The organism is Pseudogemmobacter sp. TB195, from assembly GCF_058313095.1.
Window position 1 is genome coordinate 83,227 of sequence record NZ_JBZEGG010000016.1, and the last position, 13,742, is coordinate 96,968.

Consider the following 13,742-nt stretch of genomic DNA (forward strand, 5'->3'; position numbering starts at 1 on the left):
TCAACGCCTTGTCGTGAGTGAGAAAATATTCTGCTGTTTTTCAATGCTTTATGGAAATGCACAAAAATTAGGCAAATCGGTGAGGCCTGCCGAAAACAAGGAAAATTCCGGCTTCCGGAAAGTTTCTCCTCATACTTATCCACAGAAACGGTGGACTTCTTCCCTCTTGCTCCTGGCTCTGGTTCATTGCAGCGCGGAGGCAGAATCGTGACCTTCTGCATTTGTCTTTTGCCGGGAACGGAAATGTCAGCGGATGCGCCACGGGGCAGGCCATGAGCACAGCGACACGCAGCGGATATGAGGTGATCCAGGACTATCTGCGGCTGCTTGACGGCAGCCCGGGGGTGTACCGGATGCTCAATGCCGCCTCCGAGGTGCTTTATGTCGGCAAGGCGCGCAATCTGAAGGCGCGGGTGTCGAATTATGCGCGCCCGACCGGCAATTCGAACCGTATCCAGCGGATGATCTCCGAGACGCAGTCGATGATGTTCCTGACGACCCGCACCGAGGTCGAGGCGCTGCTTTTGGAACAGAACCTGATCAAGCAGCTGAAGCCGCGCTACAATGTGCTGATGCGGGACGACAAGTCCTTTCCCTATATTCTGATCGGCGGCGGGCATGATTTCCCACAGCTGAAAAAGCATCGCGGCGCGCGGAAGGAAAAGGGCAGCTATTTCGGGCCGTTTGCGAGCGCCGGCGCAGTGAACCGGACGCTGAACCAGTTGCAGAAGGTGTTCCTGCTGCGCAATTGCACCGACAGCGTGTTCGCCAGCCGGACGCGGCCCTGCCTGCAATATCAGATCAAACGCTGCGCGGCTCCTTGCGTGGGCAAGGTGTCCGAGGCGGAATATGACGCGCTGGTGCAGGATGCCGGGCGGTTTTTGTCGGGGAAATCCTCGACCATCCAGGCCGAGCTGGCAGGGCAGATGCAAAAAGCCTCGGACGAGCTGGAATTCGAACGTGCGGCGGCTTTGCGCGACCGGATCCAGGCGCTGACGGCGGTGCAGACTTCGCAGGGGATCAACCCGCGCACGGTTTCCGAGGCGGATATCGTGGCGCTGCATCTCGATCATGGCCAGGCCTGTGTGCAGGTGTTTTTCATCCGCGCGAATCAGTCCTGGGGCAATCAGGATTTCTACCCGAAAACCGGCTCGGGCGCGGAGGAGGCCGAGATCATCGAGGCCTTCCTGACGCAGTTTTACGACAATAAGGAACCGCCGCGCCTCGTGTTGCTGTCACATGCGCCGGAAGACTTGGATCTGGTCAGCGCGGCACTGAGCGAGCGCGCCGGCCATAAGGTCGAGCTTGCGGTGCCGCAGCGGGGCGAAAAGGCCGAGCTGGTCGAGAATGCCGCGAGGAATGCCCGTGAAAGCCTTGCGCGGCGGATGTCGGAATCGGCGACGCAACGGCGGTTGCTTGACGGGCTGGCCGAGGCCTTCGGGCTGGAAGGCCCGCCGGACCGTATTGAGATCTATGACAACGCCCATATCCAGGGCGCGCATCCGATCGGCGGCATGGTGGTGGCTGGGCCGGAAGGCTTCCTGAAATCGCAATATCGCAAGTTCAATATCAAGGGCGCGGCCGGCGCGGCCGGCGACGATTTCGGCATGATGCGCGAGGTGATGACGCGGCGGTTTGAACGGCTGGTGCGCGAAGATCCGGACCGGCAATCCGATGCCTGGCCGGATCTCCTGCTGATCGACGGTGGCGCCGGGCAGATCTCGGCGGTGGAAGAGATCCTCGCCGATCTGGGGATCGAGGATATGCAGGTGATCGGGGTCGCGAAGGGCATTGACCGCGATCACGGCAAGGAAGAATTCCACCGCAAGGGCCAGCGTCCCTTTGCGCTGCAACGCAATGACCCGGTTTTGTATTTCATCCAGCGCCTGCGCGATGAGGCGCATCGCTGGGCCAATGGCGCGCATCGGGCAAAACGCGCGAAAGTGGTCAGCGCAACGCCGCTTGATGAGATCCCGGGTGTGGGGGCGGCGAGGAAACGCGCCTTGCTGGCGCATTTCGGTTCGGCCAGGGCGGTCAGCCGGGCGGCCCTGCCGGATCTGATGGCGGTGGAAGGGATCTCCGAGGCGATGGCCGAGACGGTCTATAATTTCTTCCATCGCGAGTAGGGGCCTGTCGCCGGGGGCTTCGCGCCCCCGGACCCCCGCGGGATATTTATGGACAGAAAATGAGCGGAGCTTCAGGCGGGGGGGCAATATGCGGTTTCTGGATTTCACCTCATGGCAGACATTGCTGGCGACGGTAGCCAGTTTGCTTCTGGTGACGCTGATCGGTGTGGGGATCCGCATTGTCATGATGCTGACGATTCAGCAGCGTCAGCAGCGGATGAACCGTCAGATCAATGAGCGGCTGAAAGTGCTGATCGCGGCTTACAAGGTGCTGGGCGGATCATTTACGGGCACGCTGACGGTCGATCCGACCCATTTGCGTGACCTGCGGGCCCGGCTCGAAGCCGAGGGCGCCGATGCAGAGGTGATCACCTCTTCGGCCAGCCGGCTGGAGCGCACGCGGGTGGTGCGCGATGCGGTCGAGGCGGCGCTGTCGGATATCATCCTGCTCGGGACAGAGGAGCAGGTGCGGCTTGCGGCCGCGGCGGCGGCCGATATGGCGGCGGGGCGGCCGGTGCCGACGGCGGCGCTGGTCGTCTCGCTGCGCGCCTATATCCGCGCGGCGCTGGATCTGGAGCCGGTGCCGGGGGATGTGGTGATCCCGTCCCAGGGGCCGACACGGGGCGGCGCTGCGGCCGGGAAATCCGGGGGGCGTGGCGGGGATGGCGGCGGCTCTGGTGGCGGTGGCGGCGGTATGGGCGGCGGTGGCATGGGGGGCATGGGGATCGGACCGGGTCGGCGCGAGGGCGAAAACGGCTGAGGCGGCTGGAAAGGAGTCCTTAAACCTCTGGCGGCACTATGGGGTGATTCTGATCGACAGGTGCCGATGTGACCCGCCCGACCGAGCTGACCGATAATTGTGAGGCTGAATTCGCCTTTTCCGAACTGATCTATTCGCGCACCTGTCCGCGCGGGCTGATCCGGTCGGGGAATTCCGTGTTCCGACGCATGGCCGGGATCCCCTGGGCCGATCTGATCGGGGCGCCGCACCGGGTTATCCGCCACCCTGATATGCCCAAAGGGTTCTTCTACCTGTTCTGGCAAATGCTGAAAGCGGGCGAGCCTGCGGTCGGCTATGTAAAAAACCGCAAGGCGGATGGCGGCTATTACTGGGTCCTCGCGGCGGCAATGCCCTGCGAAGGGGGGTTCTTTTCGGTGAGGTTGCGCCCCTCAAGCCCGATTTTTGAAAAGATCCGGTCGGAATATGCCGGGTTGCGCGAGCGCGAACAAAGCGAGGGACTGACCCCCGAAGCCTCGTCGCAGATCCTGCTGGCGCGGCTCGCAGAGCTGGGGTTTCCCAGCTATGATGCCTTTGCGGCCCAGGCGCTCGCGACAGAAATCCGGTCGCGGGATATGCAGCTGAAACGGCCGGTGGATCGCAGCACCGAGACGCTGGCCTCGCTCCTGAGCCTGCTTGTCGAGACACTGTCGGAACAGGCGCGGCTGGTGTCGCAGTTTTCCGATCTGGTGCTGCTGCCGGTGAATATGCGACTGGTTGCGGCCAGGCTGGAACCCCAGGGCGGGCCGATCAGCCAGATTTCAGTGAATTACAAGAACTCCTCGGAAGAGATCTCGCGCCGGCTTTCGGAATTCGTATCTGGCAAGGGCAATCTTTGTGGCCAGATGGCCAGCGCCGTGCGCCGAAGCCTGATCCTCGCCGGCACCTCGCGGCTCCAGGGCGAGCTGGTCGAGATCTACAATACTGGCGAAAGGGTTGAACGCGAAAAAGACGGCGAGGAGCGACGGGTCGAAGGCAAGGTTCTGGAAGGGGTGATCCGCGATTCCCGCAGCTCGGCCCAGGTTTCCCTGAAGGAGGCCGGCAAGCTGGCGGGGATCCTCAATGAGGCCAGTATGGATCTCAGGCGGATGATCCTGGGCCTTGATACGATCCGCATTCTGGCCCGCGTGGAAAGCCGCAAGACCCAGGACAGTCAGACTGCGCTGACTGCCACAATTGACCGCATTGACGAGGTGCAGGCGTCGGTCTCGGAAAGCCTGAAGGCATTGATGGATCGTTCTGCCGCGATTGATCAGGCACTGACCCTGCTGCGTGCACCTGACCGCAGCAAGGCGCTGGCTGCGAGCTGACCGAAATGGGTAGCGGATACCTGTCCGTTTCCCGGCAGCAGGAAAGGTCTTCTGAAAGCGGGGGCTATTGTGGTGGCTCCGACGACATCAGGATCACCTGTCTGGCAGCGGGCCGCGCCAGACGCCGCCCGCGCCGAAAAGGGGAGGCTGTGAGAGGGCTGGGCCTTTGCAGCAGGTGACCCTGGCAATCACGGGCACCAAACCGGGACTGGTGCCGTCCGGCAACAGGAGGCAACGGGTATTTACAAGTCAGAACCGGCTGGCGGATTTCAGCTGCCGCAGGTTCACCCTGATCAGAACGCTGCTTCGACCTGTAACCGGAAAAGAATATGACGCGTTTCTTCTCTTTCTGACCGGCGAGCCGGGCAAAGAGATCTGGTCTGCCTGCGATAACGAGTGGTCGACAGCGGTATAAAGGTCACCCTGTCGGGCCAGGTCTTTGTCAAATCCTTTGTCCCCCTTTCCAGAGGCCGAAGCCTCGGCTACGAATGGCGGCATGCGCTGGACGATCCCAAATACCCTCACTTTCATGCGGCTGCTCGCGGCTCCCGGCGTAGCTGTGTTGTTTCTGTATTTTCACAGGCCATGGGCCGACTGGCTGGCGCTTGCGCTTTTCATCGGCGCGGCGGTGACCGACTATTTCGACGGCTATCTTGCGCGCTTGTGGAAACAGGAATCCAAATTCGGGGCCATGCTGGATCCGATTGCCGACAAGGCCATGGTGGTGATCGCGATCATGGTTCTGACAGGCTATAACGGCATGAACCCCTGGCTGATCCTGCCCGCCACGGTGATCCTCTTCCGTGAGGTTTTTGTCTCGGGGCTTCGCGAGTTTATCGGGGCTAAAGCCGGCACGCTGCGCGTGACACAGCTCGCCAAATGGAAAACCACCGCGCAAATGGTTGCGATTGCAGCGCTTTTTCTTGGGACCGGGCTCGATTACGTCAACGGGATTGCGGCGCGTGGCATGACGGTCGAGCAATATGTCGATGCGGTCCGCGCCGGCACGGCCGATCCGATCCGGGCCTGCGTCACACAAAACTGCGCTTCTTATGCCAATTCCATCGGCCTTGTGCTGATCTGGATCGCGGCCATCCTCACCGCCTTCACCGGCTGGGAGTATTTTGCGAAATCAAGACCATATCTGCGGGATGATCCATGATCGAGATCCTCTATTTCGCCTGGCTGCGCGAAAAGATCGGTCTGCCACGCGAGAGGGTCGAGACCGGGGCGGCAACGGTTGCCGATCTCGTGCAGGAGCTCGCGCTGCGCGACGAGGCCTACGCTCTGGCCTTCGCCGATCTGACCAGCCTGCGGGTGGCGCTTGATCAGGAGCTGGCGGATTTTGACGCCCCGCTTGCAGGCGTGCGGGAAGTGGCTTTCTTCCCGCCAATGACCGGGGGCTGAGCCGTGACCGCGCCACAGATCCGGGTAGAGGCGGCGGCGTTTGACCAGGGGGCAGAGCTGAACCGCTTTACCTCTGCCGCCGCTCCGGCTGGCGCGGTTGTCAGCTTTTCCGGCCTTGTACGCGACGAGGGCGGTATCCTCGAAGCGCTTGAAATCGAACATTATCCTGCGATGACCGCCCTTGCGATCCAGGCCATTGCCGAAGAGGCCGCGCGCCGCTGGTCGCTCACTGCGACACTGGTGATCCACCGTTTCGGGCGGCTGGTTCCGGGCGAGGCGATCATGATGGTTGCCACCGCCGCCCGGCATCGTCGTGAGGCCTTCGAGGCGGCTGAGTTCCTGATGGATTACCTCAAATCGCGCGCGCCGTTCTGGAAAAAGGCCTTCACCGCCGGGGGCGCCGAATGGGTTGCCGCCAAAGACAGCGATGAGGACGCGCTGGGCCGCTGGGGCTGACCGCCTTTCCTGACGGGGCTAGCCCTTCCGACCGAACCGTTCAGACCAGCAGGGTTGCAGATCGCCGCGCTCCGGGCGGGCGAGCCAGACCGCGCGGGCAATGGCGCGCGACAGGCAGACTGCCGCCGCATGGCCGATCTGGAACAGATCGGTCAGCGGATCGCGCAGGGGCAGCACCCCGCTCGCGGCGGCGAAGACCAGATCTCCGTCGATCAGCGTATGCGAGGGGCAGATCGCCCGCGCCATGCCATCATGTGCCGCAACCGCGACCCGATGCGCCTCGGCTTTGGTCAATATGGCGTCTGTGGCGACAATCGCGATGGTGGTGGCCTCGCCCATCCGCTTCATCGGCAGGGGAGCGGCGGGTGCGGGCAGCGCCGGTGCGGGGCCGAGGCCACCGAATTCGGCGCCCTCTTCGAACGGGGCGGCGAGAAACCAGGGGCCGTCACCCGCCGTCACCTGACCAAGCGCATTGACCGCGACCAGGGCCCCGACCGTGATCCCCGAGGGCAGCACCGCCGAGGTCGAGCCCAGTCCGCCCTTCAGCGTGCCGGTCATTGCGCCGGTGCCTGCTCCGACGCTCCCGAGGCCGAAACCTGCGGCCGCCGCCTCCAGCGCGGCGCGACCAAGGGCGGGGTAGGGGCTGGTTACGGCCGCTTCGGGCCAGGCCTTGTCGCCGCCATTCAGCAGGTCGAAGAGGATGGCACCCGGCACGATCGGCACCCGCTGGTCGCCCACCGCATAGCCACGGCCCATTGCGCGCAGCCCCGCCACCACGCCGGAACAGGCATCAAGACCAAAGGCCGAACCGCCGGACAGCACAAGCGCATCTACCCCGTTCACCAGCCGGTCGGGCGCGAGAAGATCGGTCTCGCGGCTGCCCGGGGCGCCGCCCATGACATGTACCGCCGCCGTGAAGGGGCGGTCCGCCGTCAGGACGGTGACGCCTGATCGCAGGACCGGATCCGAGGCATTGCCGACCCGAAACCCAGCGACATCGGTGATCAGATTGCCTGGTCCTGGCCGCATCCGCCGCATCCCTTCCGCATCTTCTGCTCGATCCTGTTCAAGGCGCAGACTGCCCGCATTTCTGTCATTGATCCAGTGCCTGCACCCGTACTTGCGCCCGCGCCGCATGGTCCGGACCGGGCAAAGCCCGCTGCGGGGGGATGGCTGATTTGTTGCCTCAGTCGCAACACTTAACCTGTGCATTGGCCGGTCTGGCACCTGAATCGACGCGCGCGGCCCTTCGGGACTTGACGTGGCGCGGAGGGCGTGGCGCATGGACTCTATGCGGGACGGCGGGGGCCGTCCTGAGTCGTTTTCACCACACCGGGATAATCTTCGTGATTTTCACACTGCCCCGCCTTGTTGCCGTGCTTGCCCTTTCCGCCCTTGCTGCCTGTGGCGCGAAACCGCAAATCGAAGAGACGCCGGGCGTGGTCGCCGGCTATGAGGCCGTCGATGACGGCGCCATCCATATTCCGGCGGTGGCGCCGAAATATCTGATGGAGGACCATCGCCGCGCCGAGGTCGCCTATAACGGCGATGACGCGCCCGGCTCGATCGTGGTCGATGTCTATTCGCGCAAGCTCTACTGGGTGATGCCTGACGGGCGCGCAGTGCGCTATGCCATCGCGGTGGGCCGCGAGGGCACCTCGTTCCGTGGCAATGGCTATATCGGGCGCAAGGCGGAATGGCCGTCCTGGACGCCGACCGCCAATATGATCCGCACCCGCCCCGATCTTTACGCGGAATATGCCGGTGGTCTGCCGGGTGGCCTTGAAAACCCGCTGGGCTCGCGCGCGCTTTACCTTTATCGCGGCGGCCGTGACACCATGTTCCGCATCCATGGCACCATCGACAATGCGTCGGTCGGGCTGGCGACCAGCGCGGGCTGCATCCGTCTTTACAACCAGGATGTGATGGATCTCTACACCCGCGCCGGCAGTGGCACCCATGTCAAGGTCCGCAGCGAAGCCGAGAGTGTCGCGCTTGAGGGCCCCTATATGGATGACGCCTTTGGCCGTGCTGTCCCTGAGACCGAGGCTAACATCGCGAAGAAGGCGGCAGATGAGGCGGCCATCGTCAAAGCCGAGGCAGATGCCCGCGCCGCGGCAGAAAAGGCCGAGGCAAAGCGCCTGAAACAATGCAAGCGCAAGAAGATCGCGGCCGAGGATTGCCCGCTGCCAGAGGCCGAAACAGCCGCTGCGGGCTGAACCCGCCCAAACCTGAACAGATGAAAACCGCGCCGGATTCTGGCGCGGTTTTTTCATGTGGAGGGACCGTTTTCGGCTGCCATATTCGCGGTCAAAGTCCAGATCACCGCCCCTGATATATGGGCATTGTCCGGGGCATTGACCGGGGTATTCCCGGGGCCTCAGGCGATGTTCAGGCGACGATCACATAGTCTTTCAGCGTGGTCTCGATCACCTCCCAGGTGCCGGCATAACCGGGGCGGATGATGAAGCTGTCGCCCGCTTTCAGATGGGTCTCAGCGCCATTCTGGTCGGTCACCACCGAATGGCCCTCATGGATATAGACATATTCCCATTCGTCATAAGAGACCTTCCACTTGCCTTTGGTCGCCTGCCAGAGGCCGGAATAAAGCCCCTCCTTTTCCTCAAGGCTCCAGGTCGTATGGACCGGATCGCCCGCGATCACCTTTTCGGCCGAAGGGCGGTCCGTTTCGGGCGTGATGCCGTCACGGGTGACGCGCAGGATCAGGGGATGGGTCATCAATTGCTCCGTGGCTGTAAGGGGCTGTACCGGGCATAAGCCCGGTCGCCGCCCGGTTTGGCCCATTGGCGCCGGGAGGCGCAGCGCCGTCAAGAGGGGCCGCCGGAGGGGCGAAAGCCCAGGTGCTGCACTGCGGCGCTTAATTCTTGCACAAGTTGCAGCGCTATGCCCTTATGCCGCGCAATCTGTTAACGAAGCCCAGGATTAGCACCGCCGATGAGCGCCACTTCCTCCGCCAGGGCGGTTCTGCCGCCCGATATCAGGGCCATGAAAGGGGGGGCGCCGATCGTCACCCTCACCGCCTATACGACGCCGGTTGCGCGGCTGGTCGATCCGCATTGCGATGTGATCCTGGTGGGTGACAGCCTTGGCATGGTGATCCACGGACTGCCCTCGACCATCGGCGTGACGATGGAGATGATGATCCTGCATGGCCGCGCCGTGGTCCGGGGCGCGTCAAAGGCCATGGTGGTGATCGACATGCCCTTCGGGTCTTATGAGGAAAGCCCGGCCCAGGCGTTTCGCAATGCCAGCCGGCTGATGGCCGAGACCGGCGCGACCTCGGTCAAGCTCGAAGGCGGCGCGCATATGGCGGAAACGATTGCGTTTCTGACCGCGCGCGGTGTGCCGGTGATGGCGCATATCGGGCTGACGCCGCAATCGGTGAATACGCTGGGTGGCTATAAGGTCGTCGGGCGTGACGGTGAGGCTGAGAAAGTTATGGCCGATGCCCGGGCAACCGAGGCGGCGGGCGCCTATTCGGTGGTGCTGGAAAAGGTGCCGGCCGGGCTCGCGGCGCGGATCACCGGGGCACTTGCGATCCCGACCATCGGGATCGGCGCGGGTGTCGATTGTGACGGCCAGGTTCTGGTGGTCGATGATATGCTGGGGCTTTTCACCGAATTCCGCCCGAAATTCGTCAAGCGCTATGGCAATCTGGGTGAGGCTGCGGATCAGGCCATCGCGACCTATGCCGCCGAGGTGCGCGCGCGCGCCTTTCCTGGCCCTGACCATTCCTTTGCTGACACTATGCCAGGACCAAAGACTTCCAAATGACTGAAATCATTCATACTGTAGCCGAGCTGCGCCAATGTGTGCGGGCCTGGCGGGCGGCTGGCGATATGACCGGCGTGGTGCCAACGATGGGCGCTTTGCATGAGGGACATCTTTCGCTTGCGCGGCGGGCGCGGCTGGAATGCGAGCGCGTGATCACCACGATCTTCGTCAACCCGCGCCAGTTCAATAATCCTGACGATCTGAGCCGCTATCCCCGCACGCTGGACTCCGATGCGGCGCTTTTGAAATCGGTGCCGGTGGATGTGGTCTTCGCGCCGGATGTCGATGAGGTCTATCCCGATGGCTTCATCACCACGGTCTCGGTCGGTGGCGTGTCAGAACCGCTTGAGGGACGCATGCGCCCGGGCCATTTCGACGGGGTCGCGACGGTGGTGACCAAGCTTCTTGGTATGACCGAGGCGCAGCGCGGCTATTTCGGCCAGAAGGACTGGCAGCAGTTACAGGTGGTGACGCGGCTGGTGGCTGATCTCAACCTGCCGGTGCAGATCGTCGGCTGCGAGACGGTGCGCGAAGCGGATGGTCTCGCCATGTCCTCGCGCAACCGCCAGCTGACCGGGGCGGGCCGCAACATCGCGCCGGTTCTATACGCCGCGATCAGCCGCGCCGCCGACGAGATCCGTGACGGCCAGAGCGACCGTATGGCGATCCGCGAGGCGGCGGAAACCATGCGAAATGCCGGGTTCGAGCGGGTGGAATATATCGAATTGCGCGATGCCGGCACGCTGATGCCCTCGGATGACCCGAAGCGCCCGCGCCGGATGCTTGCCGCCGCCTGGCTCGACGGCGTGCGCCTGATCGACAATATCCCGGTCTGACCCTTCCGGGTGGAGGATAGCAGCCAGGAGGACCTGTCGGCTTCCTTCTGATCCGCACAGTCCCGGGGGGCGGCCGCGCCGCCTTGCACCGTCAGAAAGACAGAAAAAGGCGCCCGGATATCTTCCGGACGCCTTTCGTTTTTCGTGAAGTCACCAGTCCCGGCAGGGATCAGTTCAGCGGGCCCATCGGGGTTTCTGCCTCGACCATAGCCTGGGTTGCGGCCAGTTCCGGATCCGAGACGAGGCCGTAAGCGGCGAGCGGGCCATCCGGGCCAGCCACTTCATCCGAGACGAAGAACTGGACGAAATCCTTCAGGCCAGGCACCACGCCGAAATGGGCTTTCTTGACGTAGATATAAAGCGGGCGCGAGATCGGGTATTCGCCGGCCGCGATGGTTTCCACCGAAGGCACGATACCGTCGATGGTGGCAACGCGCAGCTTATCGGTGTTGTTCTGGTAGAAGCTCAGACCGAAGACGCCGATGGCGTTCTTATCGGCGTCGATGCGGGCGAGGGTTTCGGTGTAGTCGCCGTCGATATCGACCGAAACGCCATCGGTGCGCAGGGCGTGGCAGCCCGAAACAGCGGCTTTCTTCTTCGCATCGTCGTCGCCTTCAGCAGCGGCGAGGAACAGGTCATAGGCGCCGGTGGCCTTGCAGCCGACTTCCAGAACCTTCACGTCGAACACTTCGCGGGTGCCGTGCTTGGTGCCCGGGATCATGGCGAGGATGTTTTGCGCCGGGAAATCGACCTTCACATCGGCCCAGGCCTTGTTCGGGTTGGCAACCAGAGCGCCGTCTTTGACGACCTGAGCGGCGAGCGCATTGTACCAGTCAGCCGGCTCGAAAGCGAATTCCGGGCCATCCACGGCCGAAGCGAAGACGATGCCGTCATAGCCGATGCGGACTTCGAGGATCTCGGCCACGCCGTTTTTGGCGCAGAGGTCGATATCCGATTGCGAAATGCGCGAGGACGAATTCGCGATGTCGATGGTGTTTTCGCCAACGCCTTCACAGAGTTTCTTGCGGCCGCCGCCCGAACCACCACCTTCGACAACCGGGGTCGGGTGGTCGAAATTCTCACCGAAAGCTTCGGCTACGATGGTGGCATAGGGCAGAACGGTGGACGAGCCCGACAGCTGGATCTGGTCGCGCGCAGAGGCGGCCGAGGCCGCAGCAGCCATCGCAAGAGCGGAGACGGCGAGTTTCACGGTGTTCATGGATCACTCCTGATGTGCAGACCGGCGAGTCGGCCTTCGCCTGCCGGAATATGCGGGTTCGGTAACGGCAATCCTGCATTTGTGTAACAGGGTCATGACGATTTCGGTCTCGCGGCCCGCAGATCTCGTGGGCGCGCAGTGCCAAGACAGCTTCTGCGCTGCGGCATTGATCAGCATATATGAACACAGATGTCGAGAAAGCGGGCCTGATGTTAGCGGATACGCAGGTCTATATCCCTCTCATCCGACGCAGAACAGCGTCACGAAAAACCCGAAAGGACAATAAAATGAAACGCTTCGCTACCATCGCCACCGCTGCCGCCCTCATCGCCGCTTCGAGCCAGTTCGCTCTGGCCGCTCTGCCGGCTCCGAAAATCACCCGCGCTGCTCCGGAAATCGTCGAAGTGCCGGCAGCCCAGATCAAATCCAGCAAAGAGCTGCATCAGCTTGGTCTGGAACGCTCGACCCCGGTTGAAGTGACCAAAATCCCGGCTGGCCCGCGCGACACCAGCAAAGGCCGTGGCTGAACCAGGATCCGGGCGCAAGGCGGCCGGATGGCAAAAGGGGCAGCTGCATCAGCGGCTGTCCCTTTATTAAACAGGAAGGCGGCAAAGGGCCGGTATCTGCGCCGCGCATGTTCTGCTGTCATTTAACAGTAACATTGATGTGAAATTCGCGCTCTGCCGCACAGATGCGCCGCGTGGTCTCCGGTTGTCGGAAGACATTCGCATGCCTAAGTCCTGCACGTATAAATCACCGGAAACCGGGTATGTGTTATGGATACGGCAGTTCTGCGCACTTATGTTCATATTATCGAAGAGGGCAGCTTTGCGGGGGCTGCCAGGCGGATGGGGGTCTCGCGCAGCCTTGTCAGCAAATATGTCTCGGATCTGGAGGCGCGGCTTGGGGCGCAACTCCTGACCCGGTCGACCCGCTCGCTCAGCCCGACGGAGCTGGGGCGTTCTTATTTCGAACAGGTACGCGAAATCCTGCAACATCTGGATGACGCCGATGATTCCGTCCGTCAGGGCGTCGGAATGGTGGCGGGCAAGCTGCGGATCGGGGCGCCGGTCACGTTCACGCTTCAGGTTCTGAACCCGCATGTGATGCGCTTTATGGAAGCCTATCCCGATGTGCGGCTGGATCTTTCGCTTGATGATGGCTGTGTTGATCCGGTTGCGGCGGGGTTTGATGCCACCATCCGGGTGGGGGTGCTGGATGACAGCAGCATGCGGGCCCGGCATCTGTGCCAGGTCGATACGGTGCTGGTCGCCTCACCGGATTATCTTGCCGAACATGGCACGCCGACAGATCCCGCCGATCTGAGCGAACATCGCATTCTCTATTACACCAATACGAAAAGTGCCGGCACCTGGCCGTTCCGTCGCGGCAATGAGGTGATCCATCAGAAGGTGACGCCGGCATTCTCGACCAATAACGGCGATATGATCCGCACGGCGGCGCTGGAGGGGCAGGGGGTCGCGCTGACCGTTGGCTTTCAGGTTGCGGCGGATCTGGCGGCGGGGCGGCTGGTGCCGATCCTGACGCATTACGGCCTGCCGGAACTGCCGGTGAGTGTGATCTGGCCCAGCTCGCGCAATATGGGGGCGGCGCTCCGGGCCTTTGTCGATTTCCTTGGTCAAAGCGATTTCCATACCCGTCGGGTCGTCTCCCCGGAATTGGTCAAGTAGCGAAATCCTGCCGTTTCATCTTGAATTTCAGCAGGTTCTTGCCTTGCCGCGGCCGCCGCGCGATGAGAACTTGCTCTTTGCGTGGCGGCCCTGTTTTGTGCCGCAGCAATGATCCCAATTGTGG

General features: G+C 62.8%; 14 protein-coding genes. 11 read left to right on the forward strand and 3 right to left on the reverse strand.

Going from position 1 to position 13,742, the window contains the following annotated elements:
- The first annotated feature begins 272 nt into the window (after positions 1–272).
- The 6 genes from uvrC (at position 273) to AC4FS3_RS16885 (ending at position 6,077) form a co-directional block, all read left to right on the forward strand.
- A complete protein-coding gene (gene uvrC / locus AC4FS3_RS16860) occupies positions 273–2,126 on the forward strand; it encodes an excinuclease ABC subunit UvrC (protein WP_491021511.1) in 1,854 nt (617 codons plus the stop codon).
- A gap of 88 nt (positions 2,127–2,214) precedes the next feature.
- The gene (locus tag AC4FS3_RS16865) at positions 2,215–2,886 is read left to right on the forward strand and encodes a hypothetical protein (protein ID WP_491021512.1); all 672 of its coding nucleotides are present in this window, start codon (positions 2,215–2,217) and stop codon (positions 2,884–2,886) included.
- 68 nt (positions 2,887–2,954) lie between these two features.
- On the forward strand, positions 2,955–4,214 hold the full coding sequence (locus AC4FS3_RS16870) for a PAS domain-containing protein (RefSeq protein WP_491021513.1): 1,260 nt from the start codon (positions 2,955–2,957) through the stop codon (positions 4,212–4,214).
- A gap of 496 nt (positions 4,215–4,710) precedes the next feature.
- Positions 4,711–5,376, forward strand: coding sequence for a CDP-diacylglycerol--glycerol-3-phosphate 3-phosphatidyltransferase (gene pgsA, locus AC4FS3_RS16875; RefSeq protein WP_198835600.1), 666 nt, complete (start codon positions 4,711–4,713; stop codon positions 5,374–5,376).
- Entirely contained in the window at positions 5,373–5,621 is a 249-nt protein-coding gene (moaD, locus tag AC4FS3_RS16880) for a molybdopterin converting factor subunit 1 (RefSeq protein WP_491021514.1), read from the forward strand. Before pgsA ends, moaD begins: the two co-directional genes overlap by 4 nt.
- Positions 5,622–5,624: 3 nt before the next feature.
- Positions 5,625–6,077: a molybdenum cofactor biosynthesis protein MoaE gene (locus AC4FS3_RS16885; RefSeq protein ID WP_491021515.1), complete on the forward strand. Its 453-nt coding sequence runs from the start codon at positions 5,625–5,627 to the stop codon at positions 6,075–6,077.
- A gap of 18 nt (positions 6,078–6,095) precedes the next feature.
- Here the strand turns inward: AC4FS3_RS16885 and AC4FS3_RS16890 are convergent, their stop codons facing one another.
- Positions 6,096–7,106, reverse strand: a complete 1,011-nt coding sequence (locus AC4FS3_RS16890) for a P1 family peptidase (protein WP_491021516.1) — start codon at positions 7,104–7,106, stop codon at positions 6,096–6,098.
- 317 nt (positions 7,107–7,423) lie between these two features.
- Here AC4FS3_RS16890 and AC4FS3_RS16895 point away from each other — a divergent pair, with 317 nt between their 5' ends.
- Positions 7,424–8,296: a L,D-transpeptidase gene (locus AC4FS3_RS16895; RefSeq protein WP_491021517.1), complete on the forward strand. Its 873-nt coding sequence runs from the start codon at positions 7,424–7,426 to the stop codon at positions 8,294–8,296.
- Between the two features lie 172 nt (positions 8,297–8,468).
- Here the strand turns inward: AC4FS3_RS16895 and AC4FS3_RS16900 are convergent, their stop codons facing one another.
- Positions 8,469–8,816, reverse strand: a complete 348-nt coding sequence (locus tag AC4FS3_RS16900; protein WP_283177426.1) for a cupin domain-containing protein — start codon at positions 8,814–8,816, stop codon at positions 8,469–8,471.
- Positions 8,817–9,032: 216 nt separating this feature from the next.
- Between AC4FS3_RS16900 and panB the strand changes: the two genes are divergently transcribed.
- The gene (panB, locus tag AC4FS3_RS16905; RefSeq protein ID WP_491021518.1) at positions 9,033–9,872 is read left to right on the forward strand and encodes a 3-methyl-2-oxobutanoate hydroxymethyltransferase; all 840 of its coding nucleotides are present in this window, start codon (positions 9,033–9,035) and stop codon (positions 9,870–9,872) included.
- Positions 9,869–10,708, forward strand: coding sequence for a pantoate--beta-alanine ligase (gene panC / locus AC4FS3_RS16910; protein WP_491021519.1), 840 nt, complete (start codon positions 9,869–9,871; stop codon positions 10,706–10,708). Before panB ends, panC begins: the two co-directional genes overlap by 4 nt.
- A 169-nt stretch (positions 10,709–10,877) precedes the next feature.
- On the opposite strand, the gene AC4FS3_RS16915 is transcribed toward panC, so the two are convergent.
- Positions 10,878–11,927, reverse strand: a complete 1,050-nt coding sequence (locus tag AC4FS3_RS16915; RefSeq protein WP_491021520.1) for a substrate-binding domain-containing protein — start codon at positions 11,925–11,927, stop codon at positions 10,878–10,880.
- 287 nt (positions 11,928–12,214) lie between these two features.
- On the opposite strand from AC4FS3_RS16915, the gene AC4FS3_RS16920 reads away from it, so the two are divergent.
- Positions 12,215–12,454: a hypothetical protein gene (locus AC4FS3_RS16920; protein ID WP_283177429.1), complete on the forward strand. Its 240-nt coding sequence runs from the start codon at positions 12,215–12,217 to the stop codon at positions 12,452–12,454.
- Between the two features lie 249 nt (positions 12,455–12,703).
- A complete protein-coding gene (locus AC4FS3_RS16925; RefSeq protein WP_491021521.1) occupies positions 12,704–13,618 on the forward strand; it encodes a LysR family transcriptional regulator in 915 nt (304 codons plus the stop codon).
- Positions 13,619–13,742: the final 124 nt, after the last annotated feature.